Annotated in this window: 13 protein-coding genes, 1 pseudogene and 1 riboswitch; of the genes and pseudogenes, 3 read left to right on the top strand and 11 right to left on the bottom strand. The window is 47.2% G+C overall.

Translation table 11 applies throughout. The features are described from left to right. Nucleotides 1–112 precede the first annotated feature (112 nt). On the bottom strand, nucleotides 113–1,630 hold the full coding sequence (locus ASG02_RS09295) for an MDR family MFS transporter (protein WP_056062816.1): 1,518 nt from the start codon (nucleotides 1,628–1,630) through the stop codon (nucleotides 113–115). Nucleotides 1,631–1,845: 215 nt separating this feature from the next. On the opposite strand from ASG02_RS09295, the pseudogene ASG02_RS09300 reads away from it, so the two are divergent. Continuing rightward, a pseudogene (locus ASG02_RS09300) lies at nucleotides 1,846–2,784 on the top strand (IS30 family transposase). Nucleotides 2,785–2,841: 57 nt separating this feature from the next. On the opposite strand, the gene ptsG (ASG02_RS09305) reads toward ASG02_RS09300, so the two are convergent. The 5 genes from ptsG (ASG02_RS09305) to ASG02_RS09325 all read right to left on the bottom strand — a co-directional run bounded on the left by ptsG (ASG02_RS09305) (nucleotide 2,842) and on the right by ASG02_RS09325 (nucleotide 9,391). Next, nucleotides 2,842–4,953: a glucose-specific PTS transporter subunit IIBC gene (ptsG, locus tag ASG02_RS09305; RefSeq protein ID WP_056062818.1), complete on the bottom strand. Its 2,112-nt coding sequence runs from the start codon at nucleotides 4,951–4,953 to the stop codon at nucleotides 2,842–2,844. Between the two features lie 127 nt (nucleotides 4,954–5,080). Beyond that, nucleotides 5,081–6,604 carry a glucose-specific PTS transporter subunit IIBC gene (gene ptsG, locus ASG02_RS09310; protein ID WP_035406054.1) on the bottom strand — a complete coding sequence of 508 codons (1,524 nt, stop codon included), beginning with the start codon at nucleotides 6,602–6,604 and terminating at the stop codon, nucleotides 5,081–5,083. A gap of 217 nt (nucleotides 6,605–6,821) precedes the next feature. Next, nucleotides 6,822–7,679, bottom strand: a complete 858-nt coding sequence (glcT, locus tag ASG02_RS09315) for a glucose PTS transporter transcription antiterminator GlcT (protein WP_035406051.1) — start codon at nucleotides 7,677–7,679, stop codon at nucleotides 6,822–6,824. Between the two features lie 101 nt (nucleotides 7,680–7,780). After that, complete coding sequence (locus ASG02_RS09320; RefSeq protein WP_035406048.1) at nucleotides 7,781–8,098, bottom strand: YuiB family protein; 318 nt, start codon at nucleotides 8,096–8,098, stop codon at nucleotides 7,781–7,783. Between the two features lie 81 nt (nucleotides 8,099–8,179). Continuing rightward, nucleotides 8,180–9,391, bottom strand: coding sequence for an NAD(P)/FAD-dependent oxidoreductase (locus ASG02_RS09325; protein ID WP_056062821.1), 1,212 nt, complete (start codon nucleotides 9,389–9,391; stop codon nucleotides 8,180–8,182). A gap of 243 nt (nucleotides 9,392–9,634) precedes the next feature. Here ASG02_RS09325 and ASG02_RS09330 point away from each other — a divergent pair, with 243 nt between their 5' ends. Then, nucleotides 9,635–10,633, top strand: a complete 999-nt coding sequence (locus ASG02_RS09330) for an NAD(P)/FAD-dependent oxidoreductase (protein ID WP_035406045.1) — start codon at nucleotides 9,635–9,637, stop codon at nucleotides 10,631–10,633. Between the two features lie 241 nt (nucleotides 10,634–10,874). Here the strand turns inward: ASG02_RS09330 and ASG02_RS09335 are convergent, their stop codons facing one another. The 4 genes from ASG02_RS09335 to ASG02_RS09350 all read right to left on the bottom strand — a co-directional run bounded on the left by ASG02_RS09335 (nucleotide 10,875) and on the right by ASG02_RS09350 (nucleotide 13,198). Next, nucleotides 10,875–11,366 (bottom strand): GNAT family N-acetyltransferase, encoded by a 492-nt coding sequence (locus ASG02_RS09335; RefSeq protein WP_056062823.1) that lies wholly within the window; start codon nucleotides 11,364–11,366, stop codon nucleotides 10,875–10,877. Then, nucleotides 11,363–11,866, bottom strand: coding sequence for a GNAT family N-acetyltransferase (locus tag ASG02_RS09340; protein WP_056062826.1), 504 nt, complete (start codon nucleotides 11,864–11,866; stop codon nucleotides 11,363–11,365). The genes ASG02_RS09335 and ASG02_RS09340 overlap by 4 nt, the downstream gene beginning before the upstream one ends. Next, nucleotides 11,863–12,729 (bottom strand): NAD-dependent epimerase/dehydratase family protein, encoded by an 867-nt coding sequence (locus tag ASG02_RS09345; RefSeq protein ID WP_056062829.1) that lies wholly within the window; start codon nucleotides 12,727–12,729, stop codon nucleotides 11,863–11,865. Before ASG02_RS09345 ends, ASG02_RS09340 begins: the two co-directional genes overlap by 4 nt. A gap of 118 nt (nucleotides 12,730–12,847) precedes the next feature. After that, nucleotides 12,848–13,198, bottom strand: coding sequence for an iron-sulfur cluster assembly accessory protein (locus ASG02_RS09350; protein WP_029342414.1), 351 nt, complete (start codon nucleotides 13,196–13,198; stop codon nucleotides 12,848–12,850). Nucleotides 13,199–13,309: 111 nt separating this feature from the next. Further along, a riboswitch (FMN riboswitch) is annotated at nucleotides 13,310–13,452 on the top strand. A gap of 154 nt (nucleotides 13,453–13,606) precedes the next feature. Between ASG02_RS09350 and ASG02_RS09355 the strand changes: the two genes are divergently transcribed. Then, nucleotides 13,607–14,173, top strand: a complete 567-nt coding sequence (locus ASG02_RS09355; protein ID WP_029342415.1) for an ECF transporter S component — start codon at nucleotides 13,607–13,609, stop codon at nucleotides 14,171–14,173. A gap of 76 nt (nucleotides 14,174–14,249) precedes the next feature. Here the strand turns inward: ASG02_RS09355 and ASG02_RS09360 are convergent, their stop codons facing one another. Beyond that, nucleotides 14,250–14,483, bottom strand: a complete 234-nt coding sequence (locus ASG02_RS09360; RefSeq protein WP_023469141.1) for a YuzB family protein — start codon at nucleotides 14,481–14,483, stop codon at nucleotides 14,250–14,252. Between the last annotated feature and the right edge of the window lie 66 nt (nucleotides 14,484–14,549).

The following is a 14,549-nucleotide window of genomic DNA, read 5'->3' on the forward strand; positions in this document are numbered from 1 at the left end:
CAACTTGACGCGAGACAATAAAAAAAGAAGGAATTGCACATCCTGAGTGATGGCAATTCCTTCTTCTCGTTAAATTCAGCTAGTTATGTCCCAGCCTCTTGTTGAAACCTGATTATTGAGCTTGTTTTTTCTTCGCTGGGGTCGCTTGTTCCGATAAAATCGGACGCTCGTTCCCCATTAAGAAGATAAAGATGACACCGAGTACTGCTGGAATCAAGGCCCAGAAATAGACGGTAGAGATGGATTCTGCAAGCGATGTCTTGATTGCTGTCGCGACTTCTGGTGGCATCTTCGCAAACGCAGCTGCCGTCGGGAACTGTCCACCGGACGGCGCTCCACCTTGCGGCAATCGATCAGCTACAGCCGATGTGAACGTCCGTGATTGAATGATTCCGAGGACTGTGACACCAAGCGTCATCCCGATCGTCCGGAATGTCGATCCCATCGACGTCGCAGCACCACGACGTTGCATCTCGATCCCATTGATACTTGCTAGGTTCAACAACGAGAAGCTGAAGCCAACACCGAACCCAAGAATGATCATATAGATCGTTACCGCTGTACGCGATGTCTCAAGCGTCATTGTACTGAGGAGATAGACACCGAGTAGGAAAAAGACAGCTGAGACGATCATGACATTTCGGAAACCAAACTTATTCGGCAACTGGCCACCGAGCTGCGCCGAGATGACCGAGGCAATCAACATCGGCATCAGGATCAGACCGGAGTTCGTCGCACTGCCACCGAAGACACCTTGAACAAAGATCGGAATGAACACACTGGCCGAGATGAAGACGAATCCATAAAAGAACGCGACGCCTTGTGTTGCCGCAAATAAACGACGACGGAATAGACTGAACGTAATGACGGGATCCGCGGCACGGCGTTCTGCAAACGCAAAAGCAACGAACGCAACGAGTGCTGCTCCGAATAAACCAAGAATTTGTGGCGAAGACCATGCATACTCTTTCCCACCCATTTCAAGCGCGAGTAAAAATAATATTAATCCTGCGACAAGCGTGAAGGCACCGACGTAGTCGATTTTCTGTGTCCGGTGAACCGGTGATTCCTGATAGAAGACCGTCACGAGACCAAGGGCAATCAATCCGAGTGGGATGTTGATATAAAATACCCAACGCCAGTCGAGGGAATCCGTCAATACGGCACCAAGCAACGGTCCGAAGATACTCGAGATCCCGAAGACCGCTCCGAACAATCCACTGACTTTCCCACGTTTCTCCGGTGGGAAGATATCAAAAATAATCGTAAAGGCGATCGGCATCAACGCACCGCCACCAAGCCCTTGTAAGGCACGATACGCAGACAATTCAATGATTGAGTCTGCCATTCCACACAAGATACTACCAATCATGAAGATGAGCATTCCAAAGAGGAAGAAGCGTTTTCTTCCATACATGTCACTCAGTTTACCGAAGATCGGCATTCCGGCAACGGTTGCAATCATGTAAGCAGATGTGACCCATGCGTACTGATCAAAACCATTCAGTTCGCTGACGATCGTCGGCATCGCCGTCGCAACGATCGTGTTATCCATCGCTGCGACTAAAATCCCAATCAATAATCCAATGACGACAGGTGTCGTATTCGTTTTTGTTATAGTCGAAGACATCGACACACCTCATTTCTAAAAAATTAGCTAACTCTTATAATAGCTAACTCATTGTATCATCATATGTGCAAAATCTCACTATCAAATGTGCTCTACGATATTTTCACACGACGAATTGTAATATTAAGTGCAACACCTAGCTGAAAACACAAAAAAACCCATAACGACCTCGTGTAGAATAGAGTTACCACACCAAATTCAACGGAGGATTCGTTATGAGCTATGTTCATCTTACCACATCAGAAAGAGTCAAAATAGAAACTTATCTAGAGCTTGGATTTTCAATGCGAAAGATCGCTCAGCATCTCGGACGACAGCCGTCCACGATTTCACGTGAGCTCAAACGGAATCCTTCCTACAATGCGATCAACGCCGGACTGCGTTATGAGATGCAAAAAAAGAATTGTGGAGCACGCACGCTGTTCAGCACTTCGCTTGGCTCATGTATCCTTTCGAAACTGCGAGAGACATGGTCTCCCGAACAGATCGCCGGACGGCTCTTTCACGAACAGGGACCATCGTACAGTACAATCTATCGATGGATATATAAAGGATTCATCAAGAGCGATTTAGGCGTTTTACGACAAAAAGGAAAGCGCCAAAAGCCACGTGAGACAAGAGGTCGCTTCAACATCGGGCTTCCGATCAGTAAACGTCCGTCGGACGTCCGGGGTCGAGAAACGTTCGGGCATTGGGAGTTGGATACTGTCGTATCAGGACGAGGGCAGACAAAGGCGTGTGTTGCGACATTCATCGAACGTAAAAGTCGGTTCTATATCGTACTACCGATGGTCGATCGTTCTTCTCACTCGATGGAACATGCCATCCAAACACTTTACTCTTCTTTCCCATCGGGAACGTTTCAAACCATGACGACGAATCGCGGTAAGTAGTTCAGCTGTCACGAACGGATACAGGACTCTCTTGGTATCCCAATGTACTTTGCGGATCCCTATTCTTCATGGCAACGTGGCAGCACTGAGAATGCAAATGGTCTTCTCCGTGAGTTCTTCCCAAAGGGAACCAACTTCGGAATGATCAACAAGACAGAATTAGATTACGCACTTTCTAGAATCAACAATCGACCAAGAAAGTGTTTGGATTGGAAAACTGCATACGAGGTCTTTTCCGAAGAAGTGTTGCGCTTAATTTAACAAACCGTCACACAAAAAAAGACGGACCGTTCGTGACGATCCGTCGCTTTTCTTCCTTTACTCTACACGATACGAAATCGCTTCTCCGGCTTCGACCGTCTGTCCGACATCGACGTCGACTTTTCGATCGCCAATGTTCGTGACGATGATCGGTGTCAGTAACGATGGCACGAGTGATCGTACTTGCTCGAGATCGACATTGAGAAGTGGTGTCCCCGGTTCGACACGATCTCCAGCTTTCGCTAATGCCTCAAATCCTTTTCCTTCAAGTGACACCGTATCAATACCGATGTGAATTAAGATCTCATCTCCGTTATCTGCAAGAATACCGATTGCGTGTTTTGTTGGGAAGAAGGTTGTGATCTCACCAGAGACGGGAGAGACGACATATCCTTCCGTCGGTTCGATCGCATATCCGTCACCCATCATACGACCGGAGAATACTTGATCCGGTACATCATCCAGAGAACGAATGATACCGCTCAGTGGTGCGACGTATCCATCTTCAGGCACATAAGCACCCCCACGATCTCCAGCGAGTGGTCCCGTATCGGTTGTACCCGATCCAGAAGTTCGCGCTTCATCTCCTGTTGGAACTTGTGGAATCGGATCGGCTTCCGGTATCTCTTTCGGTTTGTAATTTGGATCTTTCATGATATCTGCCATTTCTGACTTGATCCCATCGGATTTCGGTCCAAAGATCGCCTGGACGTTATCTCCGACTTCAAGGACACCGGCAGCACCGAGCTCTTTCAAGCGATCCTTGTTGACGCCTGATTTATCATTGACCGTAATCCGAAGTCGTGTGATACAAGCATCTAAATGTTTAATGTTTGATGGACCACCGAATGCTTGTAGAATTTCATACGGTAGATCGCCTGCTTGTGCCGTCGATGTCGCAGCACCTTCTTTAATCGCTTCGCGCCCCGGAATCTTCAGATCGAATTTCGTGATGACGAAGCGGAAACCGAAGTAATAAATGACGGCGAAAACGAGACCGACTGGAATAACAAGCCACCACGAGGTTCGGTTCGGTAAAATCCCGAACAACGTGTAGTCAATCAATCCGCCTGAGAACGTCATCCCAATCTTAACGTTTAGCAAGTCCATAATCATGAACGATAGACCTGCGAAAACAGCGTGCACAGCGAACAAAAGTGGTGCAACGAATACGAATGAGAACTCGACTGGCTCCGTGATCCCGGTTAGGAAAGACGTCAATGCAGCTGAGAAGTAAAGACCTTCGACGGCTTTTCGACGATCTTTTGCGACGGTATGGTACATTGCAAGACAGGCTGCTGGCAAACCGAACATCATGAATGGATATTTCCCAGTCATATATGTCCCTGCTGTAAATGGTACACCGTCCTTTAATTGTGCAAAGAAGATTCGCTGGTCCCCATTGATGATCGTTCCTGCTTTATCCGTATATTCACCGAATTGGAACCAAAAGCTTGAGTACCAAATATGGTGAAGACCGAACGGAATCAATGAACGTTCGACGAGTCCAAAGATGAAGGCAGACAACGGTTCGTTCGCTTCGATGATTGTTTTGGAGAACGTATTGATGCCTGTTCCGATCGGTGGCCAAATATATGACAAAGCAAAACCTGCGACAAGACTGAACAAGGCGGTCGCAATCGGAACGAAACGTTTACCTGCAAAGAATCCGAGGAAATCAGGCAGTTTGATTTTAAAGAATTTATTATAACTGTACGCTGCTATCAAACCGGCAATGATCCCTCCGAATACCCCCATTTGCAAGGTCGGTATCCCAAGGACCGTCGCATACGACAAATCACTCGCCTTTTGTGCTTCTGTGATTTTTTCTGGTGTGATCTGCAAGAATGAACTGATGACCTTGTTCATGATCAGGAAACCAACGATGGCTGCTAAACCGGCGACCCCTTCTCCGTTCGCAAGACCAATCGCGACCCCGACGGCGAACAGTAATCCGAGGTTCGCAAAGATGATGTCACCCGCATCCTGCATGACTCGCCAGATGACGACAAGCGAATCGTTCTCTAGAAACGGTAAATATTGTGTTAAGTTCGGGTTTTGAAACGCTGTCCCGAACGCAAGCAATAATCCCGCTGCCGGCAAAATCGCTACCGGTAACATTAGGGCCTTACCGATCCGCTGTAAGACACCAAACACGTTTTTCCACATGCGCATGTTCCCTCCTTTTTTAAACAAACTACTTAATTCATACCCTAAAATATTCTATCGCAAAACGATTCTAAACGATTTCAAAAAAAAAAGAGCCCTTCCGCAGAAGGACTCATCTTAAAAAACATTAGACTGTTTTTTCTTGTTTACGTGATGCGATGACAGCTTGAATCTCAGACTTGATGTTGTCTGATTTCGGTCCATAGATCGCTTGGACGTTGTTACCAACTTCAAGGACACCAGCAGCACCTAATTTTTTCAACTCATCTTTGTTGACTTTCGATTTGTCGAGAACTTCAACACGAAGACGTGTGATACATGCGTCCAAGTGTTTGATGTTCGACTCTGAACCGAGTGCATCGAGGATACCTTCAGCAAGTTCAGAACCTTGAGCAGATGAAGTCTCTTGAACTGCATCTTCACGACCTGGAGTTTTCAGGTTGAATTTGCGGATTGCGAAACGGAATCCAACATAGTAGATGACAGAAAGTGCAAGACCGACGACGATGACAAGCCACCACTGCGTGCGTCCTGGAAGAACACCGAACAGAAGGAAGTCGATCAAACCACCAGAGAATGTCATACCGATCTTAACGTTCAACAATTGCATTGTCATGAACGAAAGACCTGCGAAAACTGCGTGAACTGCGAACAAGATTGGAGCTACGAATAAGAACGCGAATTCGATTGGCTCTGTGATACCTGTCAAGAATGCTGTAAGTGCTGCTGATCCAAGAAGACCACCAACGACTGCACGACGCTCTGGGCGAGCTTCGTGGTACATTGCGAGTGCTGCTGCTGGAAGACCGAACATCATGAACGGGAATTTACCAGTCATGAACGTACCAGCTGTTAATTTTGCGTTGTCTTTCAATTGTGCGAAGAAGATCGCTTGGTCACCATGAACGACTGTTCCTGCTGCATTCTTATACGAACCGAATTCGAACCAGAATGGTGCATAGAAGATATGGTGAAGACCGAATGGAATCAACGAACGTTCGATGAGACCGAAGACGAATGCTGCGAGTGTTGGGTTTTTCTCCATCATGAAGTGAGAGAACGTGTTCAATCCATCTTGCGCGAACGGCCAGACGAATACGAGAACGAGACCTGCAACCAATGAAACAACTGCTGTGACGATTGGAACGAAACGTTTACCAGCAAAGAATCCAAGGAACTGTGGCAATTCGAGATTATGATACTTCCCGTACGCCCAAGCTGCGATTAGACCGATGATGATACCACCGAATACCCCAGTTTGAAGTGTTGGGATACCGAGTACGTTTGCATATCCTTGACCGTTAGCAACCATTTCAGGTGTAACGCCGAGCCATACGCTCATTGTTTTGTTCATGATCAAGAATCCGACGATTGCCGCAAGTCCGGCTGCGCCGTCCCCTGCAAGACCAATCGCGACACCGACCGCGAATAAGAGTGCTAAGTTACCGAAGATGATATCCCCGGCTGCTTCCATCAATTTTGCAATCTTGATGATTGCATCATTTTTTAAGAACTCGAGTTTTGACGTCAAGTTCGGATTTTGCATCGCGTTACCGAATCCGAGTAGGATACCGGCAGCTGGCAAAATCGCTACAGGAAGCATCAACGCTTTACCGACACGTTGAAGAACAGCAAAAATCTGTTTAAACATGTGTGTTTCCTCCTTTTCCTGTTAAGAGCGAAGTATGATGAATAATGCCAATGATTGAGACGAAAAAAGTCAGACATCTGACCGTTTTTTTACAGAAAAAAATCAGGCACGAGCGGATTGTAGACAATAGACTTATCCCGTTGCATAACGGAAATAAAGCTTCTTGCCCGACATCCCACTCATGCCTGATCGTATCAGTAACACGTAGTCCGTGCGGTCATTTACCTGAATCGTACTGCACTAAGCGTTGCAGATGCATCGTAAGATACGTCGCCTCACCGCGCGGTACCGCTTTCTTCAACTGACGTTCCATGATGGACATCAGCTCCCAAGCAGTATCATAGCATAGCGGATATTCTTCACGCAATAGCTTTTCTACTTTTTCTGGAGCCTCTAGATACTCCCCATTGGAAACCCTTTCAATCGCTGAACGAAGATGCCGAATCAGACGCTTGTAATCAAGCGATTTTCGGTCGATTTTAATCTCCAGTCGCTGTTCGATATGACTAGCAATTAAACCGACGAGCTGATGATGGCGGTTAACTTCAAGTACGTCTTTGAAGTTCGTCGCAGAATGAATATGAAGTGCAATGAATCCTATCTCGGCTGGAGGCAGGTAAAAATTCATCTCGGCACTGATGAACTCGACGATTTCTTCTGCAAGTGCGTACTCTTCCGGATACAAGGCTTCCGTTTCGGCAAGAAACGGATTGGTGACTTCCATTCCTTGTTCCAGTCGTTTGAACGTAAACGTCAAATGATCCGTTAATCCGATATGGATATGTTCATCGACTTTTTTTCCAAACCGTGTCTCGATCATTGAAACGATTTCATTCATCAACGCGATGAAATTTTCATCGAGGTGACCGACGAGCGCCTTATATTGATCCTGTTCTTCTTTATCCTTCAACGTGTAGACTTTTTCCAACTTGTCGAGATCTGTCAGTTGATCGCCTGGCTTCCGACCGAAGCCAATCCCTTTCGCGAGGATAATGACTTCCTGATTCGCACCAGTTGAACAAATGACGACATTATTATTCAATACCTTGATAACGTGGTACATTTGTTTATCCATTCGCTCTCAACCCAATCTGCTCTTACACATTTATTTAAAGACATTGTTTTTATTATAACGGTTTTTCAAGCACGAAAAAAGCCTACTTACTCAAGTAGACTTTAAAACATTTGGTAACCGCTCTTACGCAAGAAGCGAATCGATAGACCGGCGATGATGATTCCAGCAAACCCAGCTGCGAACATCGTGATATCCGCTGCCTGCAGTCCAGCAATCCGGTCCCCAAGATTCGGAATCGCTTCACGCGCATTCGTGAAGTATTCGAGCGTAGATTGGTTATCGATCATCATGATGAGGATGATCGGATAGAGTACGAGCATCACCCATGTACTCCGTAACAACATGTTTAAAATGAATCCGATACTAAAGAACATGACGAGATAAAGCACACTCCCGATCACGGCTTGAATGATATGCATACTGTTCCCCCTTTGAATCTCTTCTAGTATAACCGACAAAAAAGGCAAATGCACGAGTGTACATTTGCCTAAAACGTGAACTTAGAACTTCCCTTTTTTGATCGCAAGACCAAGTTTTTTCAGTTCAAAGAAGTGTTTGTTGTCGATGACTTTTTTCATGAACGATGCGTTACGACCGTAAATCTTCTTGCCGAAGACCATGCCGATACCATCTTTATGACCAAGTGAAGCAACCGTTCCTTTGTTCTCGTACGTGAACGTCGATGTTTGACGACCCGCGATGAGTGCTGCGATGTTCTCAGCGACTTTGTGTGCTTGTTGTGTCGCGATTTGTGCAGTTGGTGGGTACGGACGGTTCGAACTTGGATCCATGACTGCTGAACAGTCACCGATCATGAAGACGTTATCGTGTCCTGGAACACGAAGATCTTCTTCGACGACGACACGGTTACGCATCGCTTCGAAACCAGATGCTGCAACGACAGGGTTACCGCTGACGCCACCTGTCCAGATGATCGTACTTGCTTCGATCGTTTCAGTCGTGTCGCCTTGAAGCGGACCGAACGTGACGCTTCCTGGTCCACATTCCTTGATGCCGTTACCGAGTTTGAACTCGACGCCTTGGCGCTCAAGCCATTTGTGTGCGTAGTTGACGAGATCAGCATCGAATCCTGGAAGGACTGTTGGCGCTGCCTCGATGTTAACGACACGAACGAGTTCGCGTGGGATATCATATTGTTTGCACAGTTCTGGAATACGGTTGACGAGCTCACCCATGAACTCGATTCCTGTGAATCCAGCACCACCGACGACGATCGTCAAGAGTGAACGATCTTGTGATCCTGTTGTTTTGTACTGTGCGAATGAGTAATCGATATGTTCCTTGATTTTACGGACGCTGTTCAACGAGCTGATCGTTAATGCGTGTTCCTTCAATCCTTTGATACCGAATGTTTCAGGAACGCCACCGAGAGCAACGACGACGTAATCGTAAGGAACTGTTCCGCCATCTTGTAAAAGAACTGTTTTAGCAGCCGTGTCGACTTTCTCAACGATCCCTTTGACAAGTTTGACGCGTGACGGGTTGATGACATCATTGATGTAGATGCGTGCTTGCTCCGCAGACATCGTACCTGCAGCTGGTTCATGCAACCAAGTTGTTTGGTAATGATAGTCGTGTTTATTAATCAACGCGATGTTCGCTTGATCGACGCCGAGTTTCTTTTGAAGGTTGACTGCTGTGATCAATCCACCGTAGCCCGCTCCAAGAATAACAATGTTAGGTGTGTTCATGTTCTGATACTCCTTACGAATCGTAGTTTTGTTGTGATTTTCTTCACATTCAATTACAGACGAATGTTCAAAAACTTTGTTCAAATAATGTTCACATGTCTATAAGCCTATTGAAACACTTTTTAAGAATGATTGCAAAAGAAAAATGTAATTTCCTTTAAAAAAATGTGAGATGTTCCGTACTTGCACCTGAACCCCCTACTTCCTATATAATAGACCTATCCAATGCTAGGAGGGAATCAGATGTACCAACCATATGATGTCACGATCATCGGCGGCGGTCCGGTCGGACTGTTCACCGCGTTTTATTCAGGAATGCGCCAGATGAAGACGAAGGTCATCGAGAGTCTACCTCAATTAGGTGGTCAACTCGCTACGCTTTATCCTGAAAAATATATATACGATATCGCCGGTTTTCCAAAAGTAAAAGCGCAGGAACTAGTCGATCGGCTACTTGAACAAGCGAATGAATTTGATCCGACGTATGTGCTCGGTGAGACAGTCATCGCTTATGAACGGATGGATGATGGGATCATCCGCCTCGTCACGAACAAAGGCGAGCATTATACGAAGACCGTCATCTTGACAGCAGGGAACGGTTCGTTCGCTGCGCGCCCACTCGGTGTCGCGGACGCGGAACGCTTCGAGGAAACAAACTTGCACTATTTCGTCAACGACATGGAACGTTTCAAGGATCGTCAAGTCGTCCTGCTTGGTGGTGGCGATTCAGCAGTCGACTGGTCATTGATGCTTGAACCGATTGCGAAATCCGTCACGCTCGTCCACCGTCGCGATAAGTTCCGTGCCCATGAACATTCGGTCGAACTATTACACGACTCATCCGTTAACGTCATGACGCCATATACGCTCGAATCGGTCACAGGTGAGACGCACATCGAGACGATGACGTTCAAACATGCTGAAAGTGGCGAAGTCGTCGTCGTTGCTGCTGACGATGTCGTCTGCAACTTTGGTTTCGTCTCGTCACTCGGACCGCTCAAAGAATGGGAAGTCGAGTTCGAACGCAATTCGATTCGCGTCAACTCGAAGATGGAGACTGCGATTCCAGGCGTCTTCGCTTGTGGAGATATTGCGACTTACGAAGGACGCGTCAAATTGATCGCAACAGGCTTCGGTGAAGCACCGATTGCCGTCAACCAGGCGAAACTTCTTGTCGATCCATCGGCTCGTCACCCGCAACACTCGACGAGTCTGTTCGAAAAAGTAACGAATCATTCTTGAGATAAATGAATGGCTGCAAACAAATAAGAGGTCGAATTCTGGATAACATACCGGAGTCCGACCTCTTATTTTGATGGAATCACACCTAGGACGTGACCAAACCTCTTTGACTCCTACAGGAAAAGGAAGCACGATGTGTGCTTCCGTCAGGGATAAGGAAGACCCGATCGATCACATGGAATGGGAACTGGCGCGGCTTACATCCCGCCTGAGGAAAGCGAAGATGTTGAAACGTCCGATTTCATACGAATGATCTTTTAACAGGCATCCGGTAAACCCGCTGCACGAGTTCCACCCCACCACGCTCAATCATCGATTCTTCGAAGAGCTGACCGCCGAATCGCTCGTAAAACTGGCACGCCGGATTATCCCGCAAGACAGAAACCTGCATTGCCTCGTATTCCGCCAAGTCCTCGATGATACGTTGAAACAATGCCTTCCCGAGCCCCTGCCCTTGAGAAGCTCGAAAAACATAAATCGCGTAGAGTTCTCCTTCACGCGCATCCCTTCGATTTGGTCCACCTTGCGCGAAGCCAACGACTTCGTCTTCTAACTCCACAACATACACGCGCTGATCGATTAACGTCTGCTCCCATTGTTTCGTCCGTTTCGCGTAAGACAACTGTGCTAAATAAGAATCAGGGATGATCCCTTGATACGTCTCCCGCCAGGCATCGATATGAACGCGCGCGATGGCTAACGCATCTTCAAGACGTGCTTCACGAATTCTCATAACGGGATAATGAAACGACGTGTCTCGCGTCCATTGCGAACAGTCGTTTCGATTTCCTGTCCGCCGTTCGCTAAGATGACACGACGTGATGCTAGATTATCAACACCACACGTCAATAGCACTTGATCAAGTCCACGCTGACGTGCTTCTTCAAGCGCAAGCTGAAGACCTGTCGTCGCATACCCTTTCTGACGCTCAGATGGTCGGATCCCGTATCCGATATGTCCGCCATACAACTTCAAGTTCTCCGTTAAATCATGCCGGAAGTTCAGTGCGCCGACAATTCGTTGTCCATCAACCATCCAGTACGTCGAATGCGTGACAAGACCTTCTCTGACTGTCGTTTCCATTTCTTTAAGCTCCGTGAAATAGGTAGCGAGCGGTTCATACGTATCCCCGACCGCTTCCGGTACGATCGTTTCGCCTGACTCTCGCCAGTCTTCTAAAAAGGCGCGGTACTCCGTTTCCCACGCAAGAGTTGGTTTCATCAACTGCATCATTGGTGATTGCGCACCTCCTCTTCAATCAAACGATCGAGCCAGTCATCGATATGTTGGAACAGATAGCCCGCTTCTTTCGCAGCTGTCGTATCCATATAGAAATCGCGTTCTGGCGCAAGTGGCGATTCATCCTCTCCTTTTGCGACGATTTGGCTCGTCGTTCCCGCAATATGGTCGATTTTATCCATCAGGTCTTGAATCGATAGAACGCCGTCACTCGCAGCGTTGATCGGACCTGTCAATTCCGAACGACCACACCACTCAAGAAAGGCAGCGGCTTCATAACTTGAGATGTAGCCCATCTTCGCATAGTTGTTTTCAGCGATAATCGGACGACCGTCAAGCGCGCGTTTGATATGGAAGACAAGTCGTTCCGTATAATCGTCTGGTCCGAGGACAACAGGAAAACGAACGGCAACGACAGGGAAGGTCGCGCGTTGGAAGAAATAACTCTCCGCTTGGCGCTTTCCTTCGCCATACCCATGTTCCTTCTCAAGATCATATTTCCCGGGAAACGGATTGTAGGTACGTTCCGTGATATTCGCACCACCGTCTTCATAAACAGACATCGTCGACGTCAACACATAGCGTCCGACTTTTCCTTCAAACGCGTCGATCGCGAGCTTTGCTTGATACGGCGTGAAGCAGATGTTGTCATAGATGACATCCCAGTGCTGTTGGCTTAGATCCTTCATCGTACTACTTGACGTTCGGTCTCCTTTAAAAAATGTCAAGCCCTTCGCGACGGGTGGAGTATGCTCACCGCGTGTGACGATCGTCACATCATCCCCCGAATCGGCTAAACGAATTGCTAAGCGTCGTCCGAAATAGCGTGTTCCCCCGAAGATCAATACTTTTCTCATCCTGAAGCCCTCCCTGTTCGTAGTAGCATTCACTCTCTGTAATATTTCGAGTAAACTCAACAAGTCTCCTGTATGAGAGCAACAAAAAAATCGTGGACGATGTCCACGATTGGATTCATTAACAGCCACCTGGTGTCCCGGCATTCGTTGCTGTCCGGAATGATGTTCCGCAACCACACGTTGCGATGGCATTCGGATTCGTGATCGTGAATCCGCCACCAAGCATTGACTGTTTATAATCGATTTCCAGTCCTTTGACGACCGGATAATCCTTTTCGTCCACGATGACGGTCACGCCGTGCTGTTCAAAAACGAGATCCGTCTCTTTTTGTTGATCGAATCCCATTCCGTACGACAGACCACTACATCCACCACCTTGGACGAGCATCCGAAGATTTCGTTCATCTGCTGGTGCCTGCGCCATCATGTCCTGGACTTGTAGCGCTGCTGCCTCCGTTAAATGGATCATGTCATCACCTTCCTTTTCTTTAGTATACGCAACTTCTGAGCGAATCGAAACCTAGTTGCTTGAAACTATCTTGAATTCGTTGTATAAATGGTATGTACAATAAAATAATCGTTCCATCTTCAGGGCAGGGTGAAATTCCCGACCGGCGGTAAACAACTCTTTTTAAGTTGAAGCCCGCGAGCGAATAGGGCGCTATTTGCTGATTCTGTGTAATTCAGGAGCCGACAGTACAGTCTGGATGGGAGAAGATGGCGGCATGAGTTTGAATTTGATCGATTTTGCAATAATCGATTAGGTTTATTTAATGCGGACTTCTCCCCTGTTGATCTCATCAATAGGGGTTTCTTTATGGTCGCAGTCATGCCAATACTTCATCGAGAGGAACGAGCAAAAGGAGACAATACTCGTATGAAACGCACACAAAAAATGGTCACTCTGTCAATGTTAGGTTCAATCTCATTTGTTCTTATGCTTATCAATTTTCCACTACCGTTCTTACCGAACTATCTGAAGATCGACTTCAGTGATGTTCCTGCTCTTGTCGCAGCGATCATGTTCTCACCGGTCGCAGGTGTCATCGTCGAAGCATTGAAGAACGTGTTATACTACATCTTCCGCGGAAGTGGTGTTCCGGTCGGAGAATTCGCGAACTTCGCTGCAGGCGTCGCATTCGTACTACCTGTCAGCTGGTTCTACCACAAAAAGAAATCCACACAAGGTCTCGCAACTGGTCTCGTCGCTGGTACGATCACGATGGCACTCGGTCTTGCGATCCTCAACTATATCTTGATCCTTCCAGCGTATGCATGGTTCCTCGGTATGGATTACATGGCGGATCCAGCTGTCAAATGGACAGCGATCACAGCCGGTATCTTACCGTTTAACGTCATCAAGGCTTTGTTCATCTCGGCACTCTTCATTCCATTGTTCTTGAAACTACGCCCATGGATGATGCGCCGTCAACAATCTGCCTGATCCGAAAAGCTGCGCCCGCTGACGGACACGAATCCCCTCGTTCAGACGAACGAGGGGATTTTTTGGCTGTCCATGCTCACAGCTCATTCTCTTCGATTTTCAGGTAAATCTTTTCAAGCAACTCTTCCGGCGTTTCACCTACGACGGTCTCACCATCTACGAGACAAAAATGGTCAAGCGAACAAATCCCGCAATAACCGAGGCAACCGTATTCGACGACGTCAACATTCGGGTCACGTTCAAGTTGCTCCATGACGACCTGTGTACCAGCCGCTAAGTTACTAATACAAAATTCAATAATCGGATTCACTTTTTTTCCTCCTTCAAGCAGGAAACGACCTGCCTCATGTCGTATTATACAAGGTCAGACTGATTT

This window comes from Exiguobacterium sp. Leaf196, assembly GCF_001423965.1.
Lineage (GTDB): Bacteria > Bacillota > Bacilli > Exiguobacteriales > Exiguobacteriaceae > Exiguobacterium_A.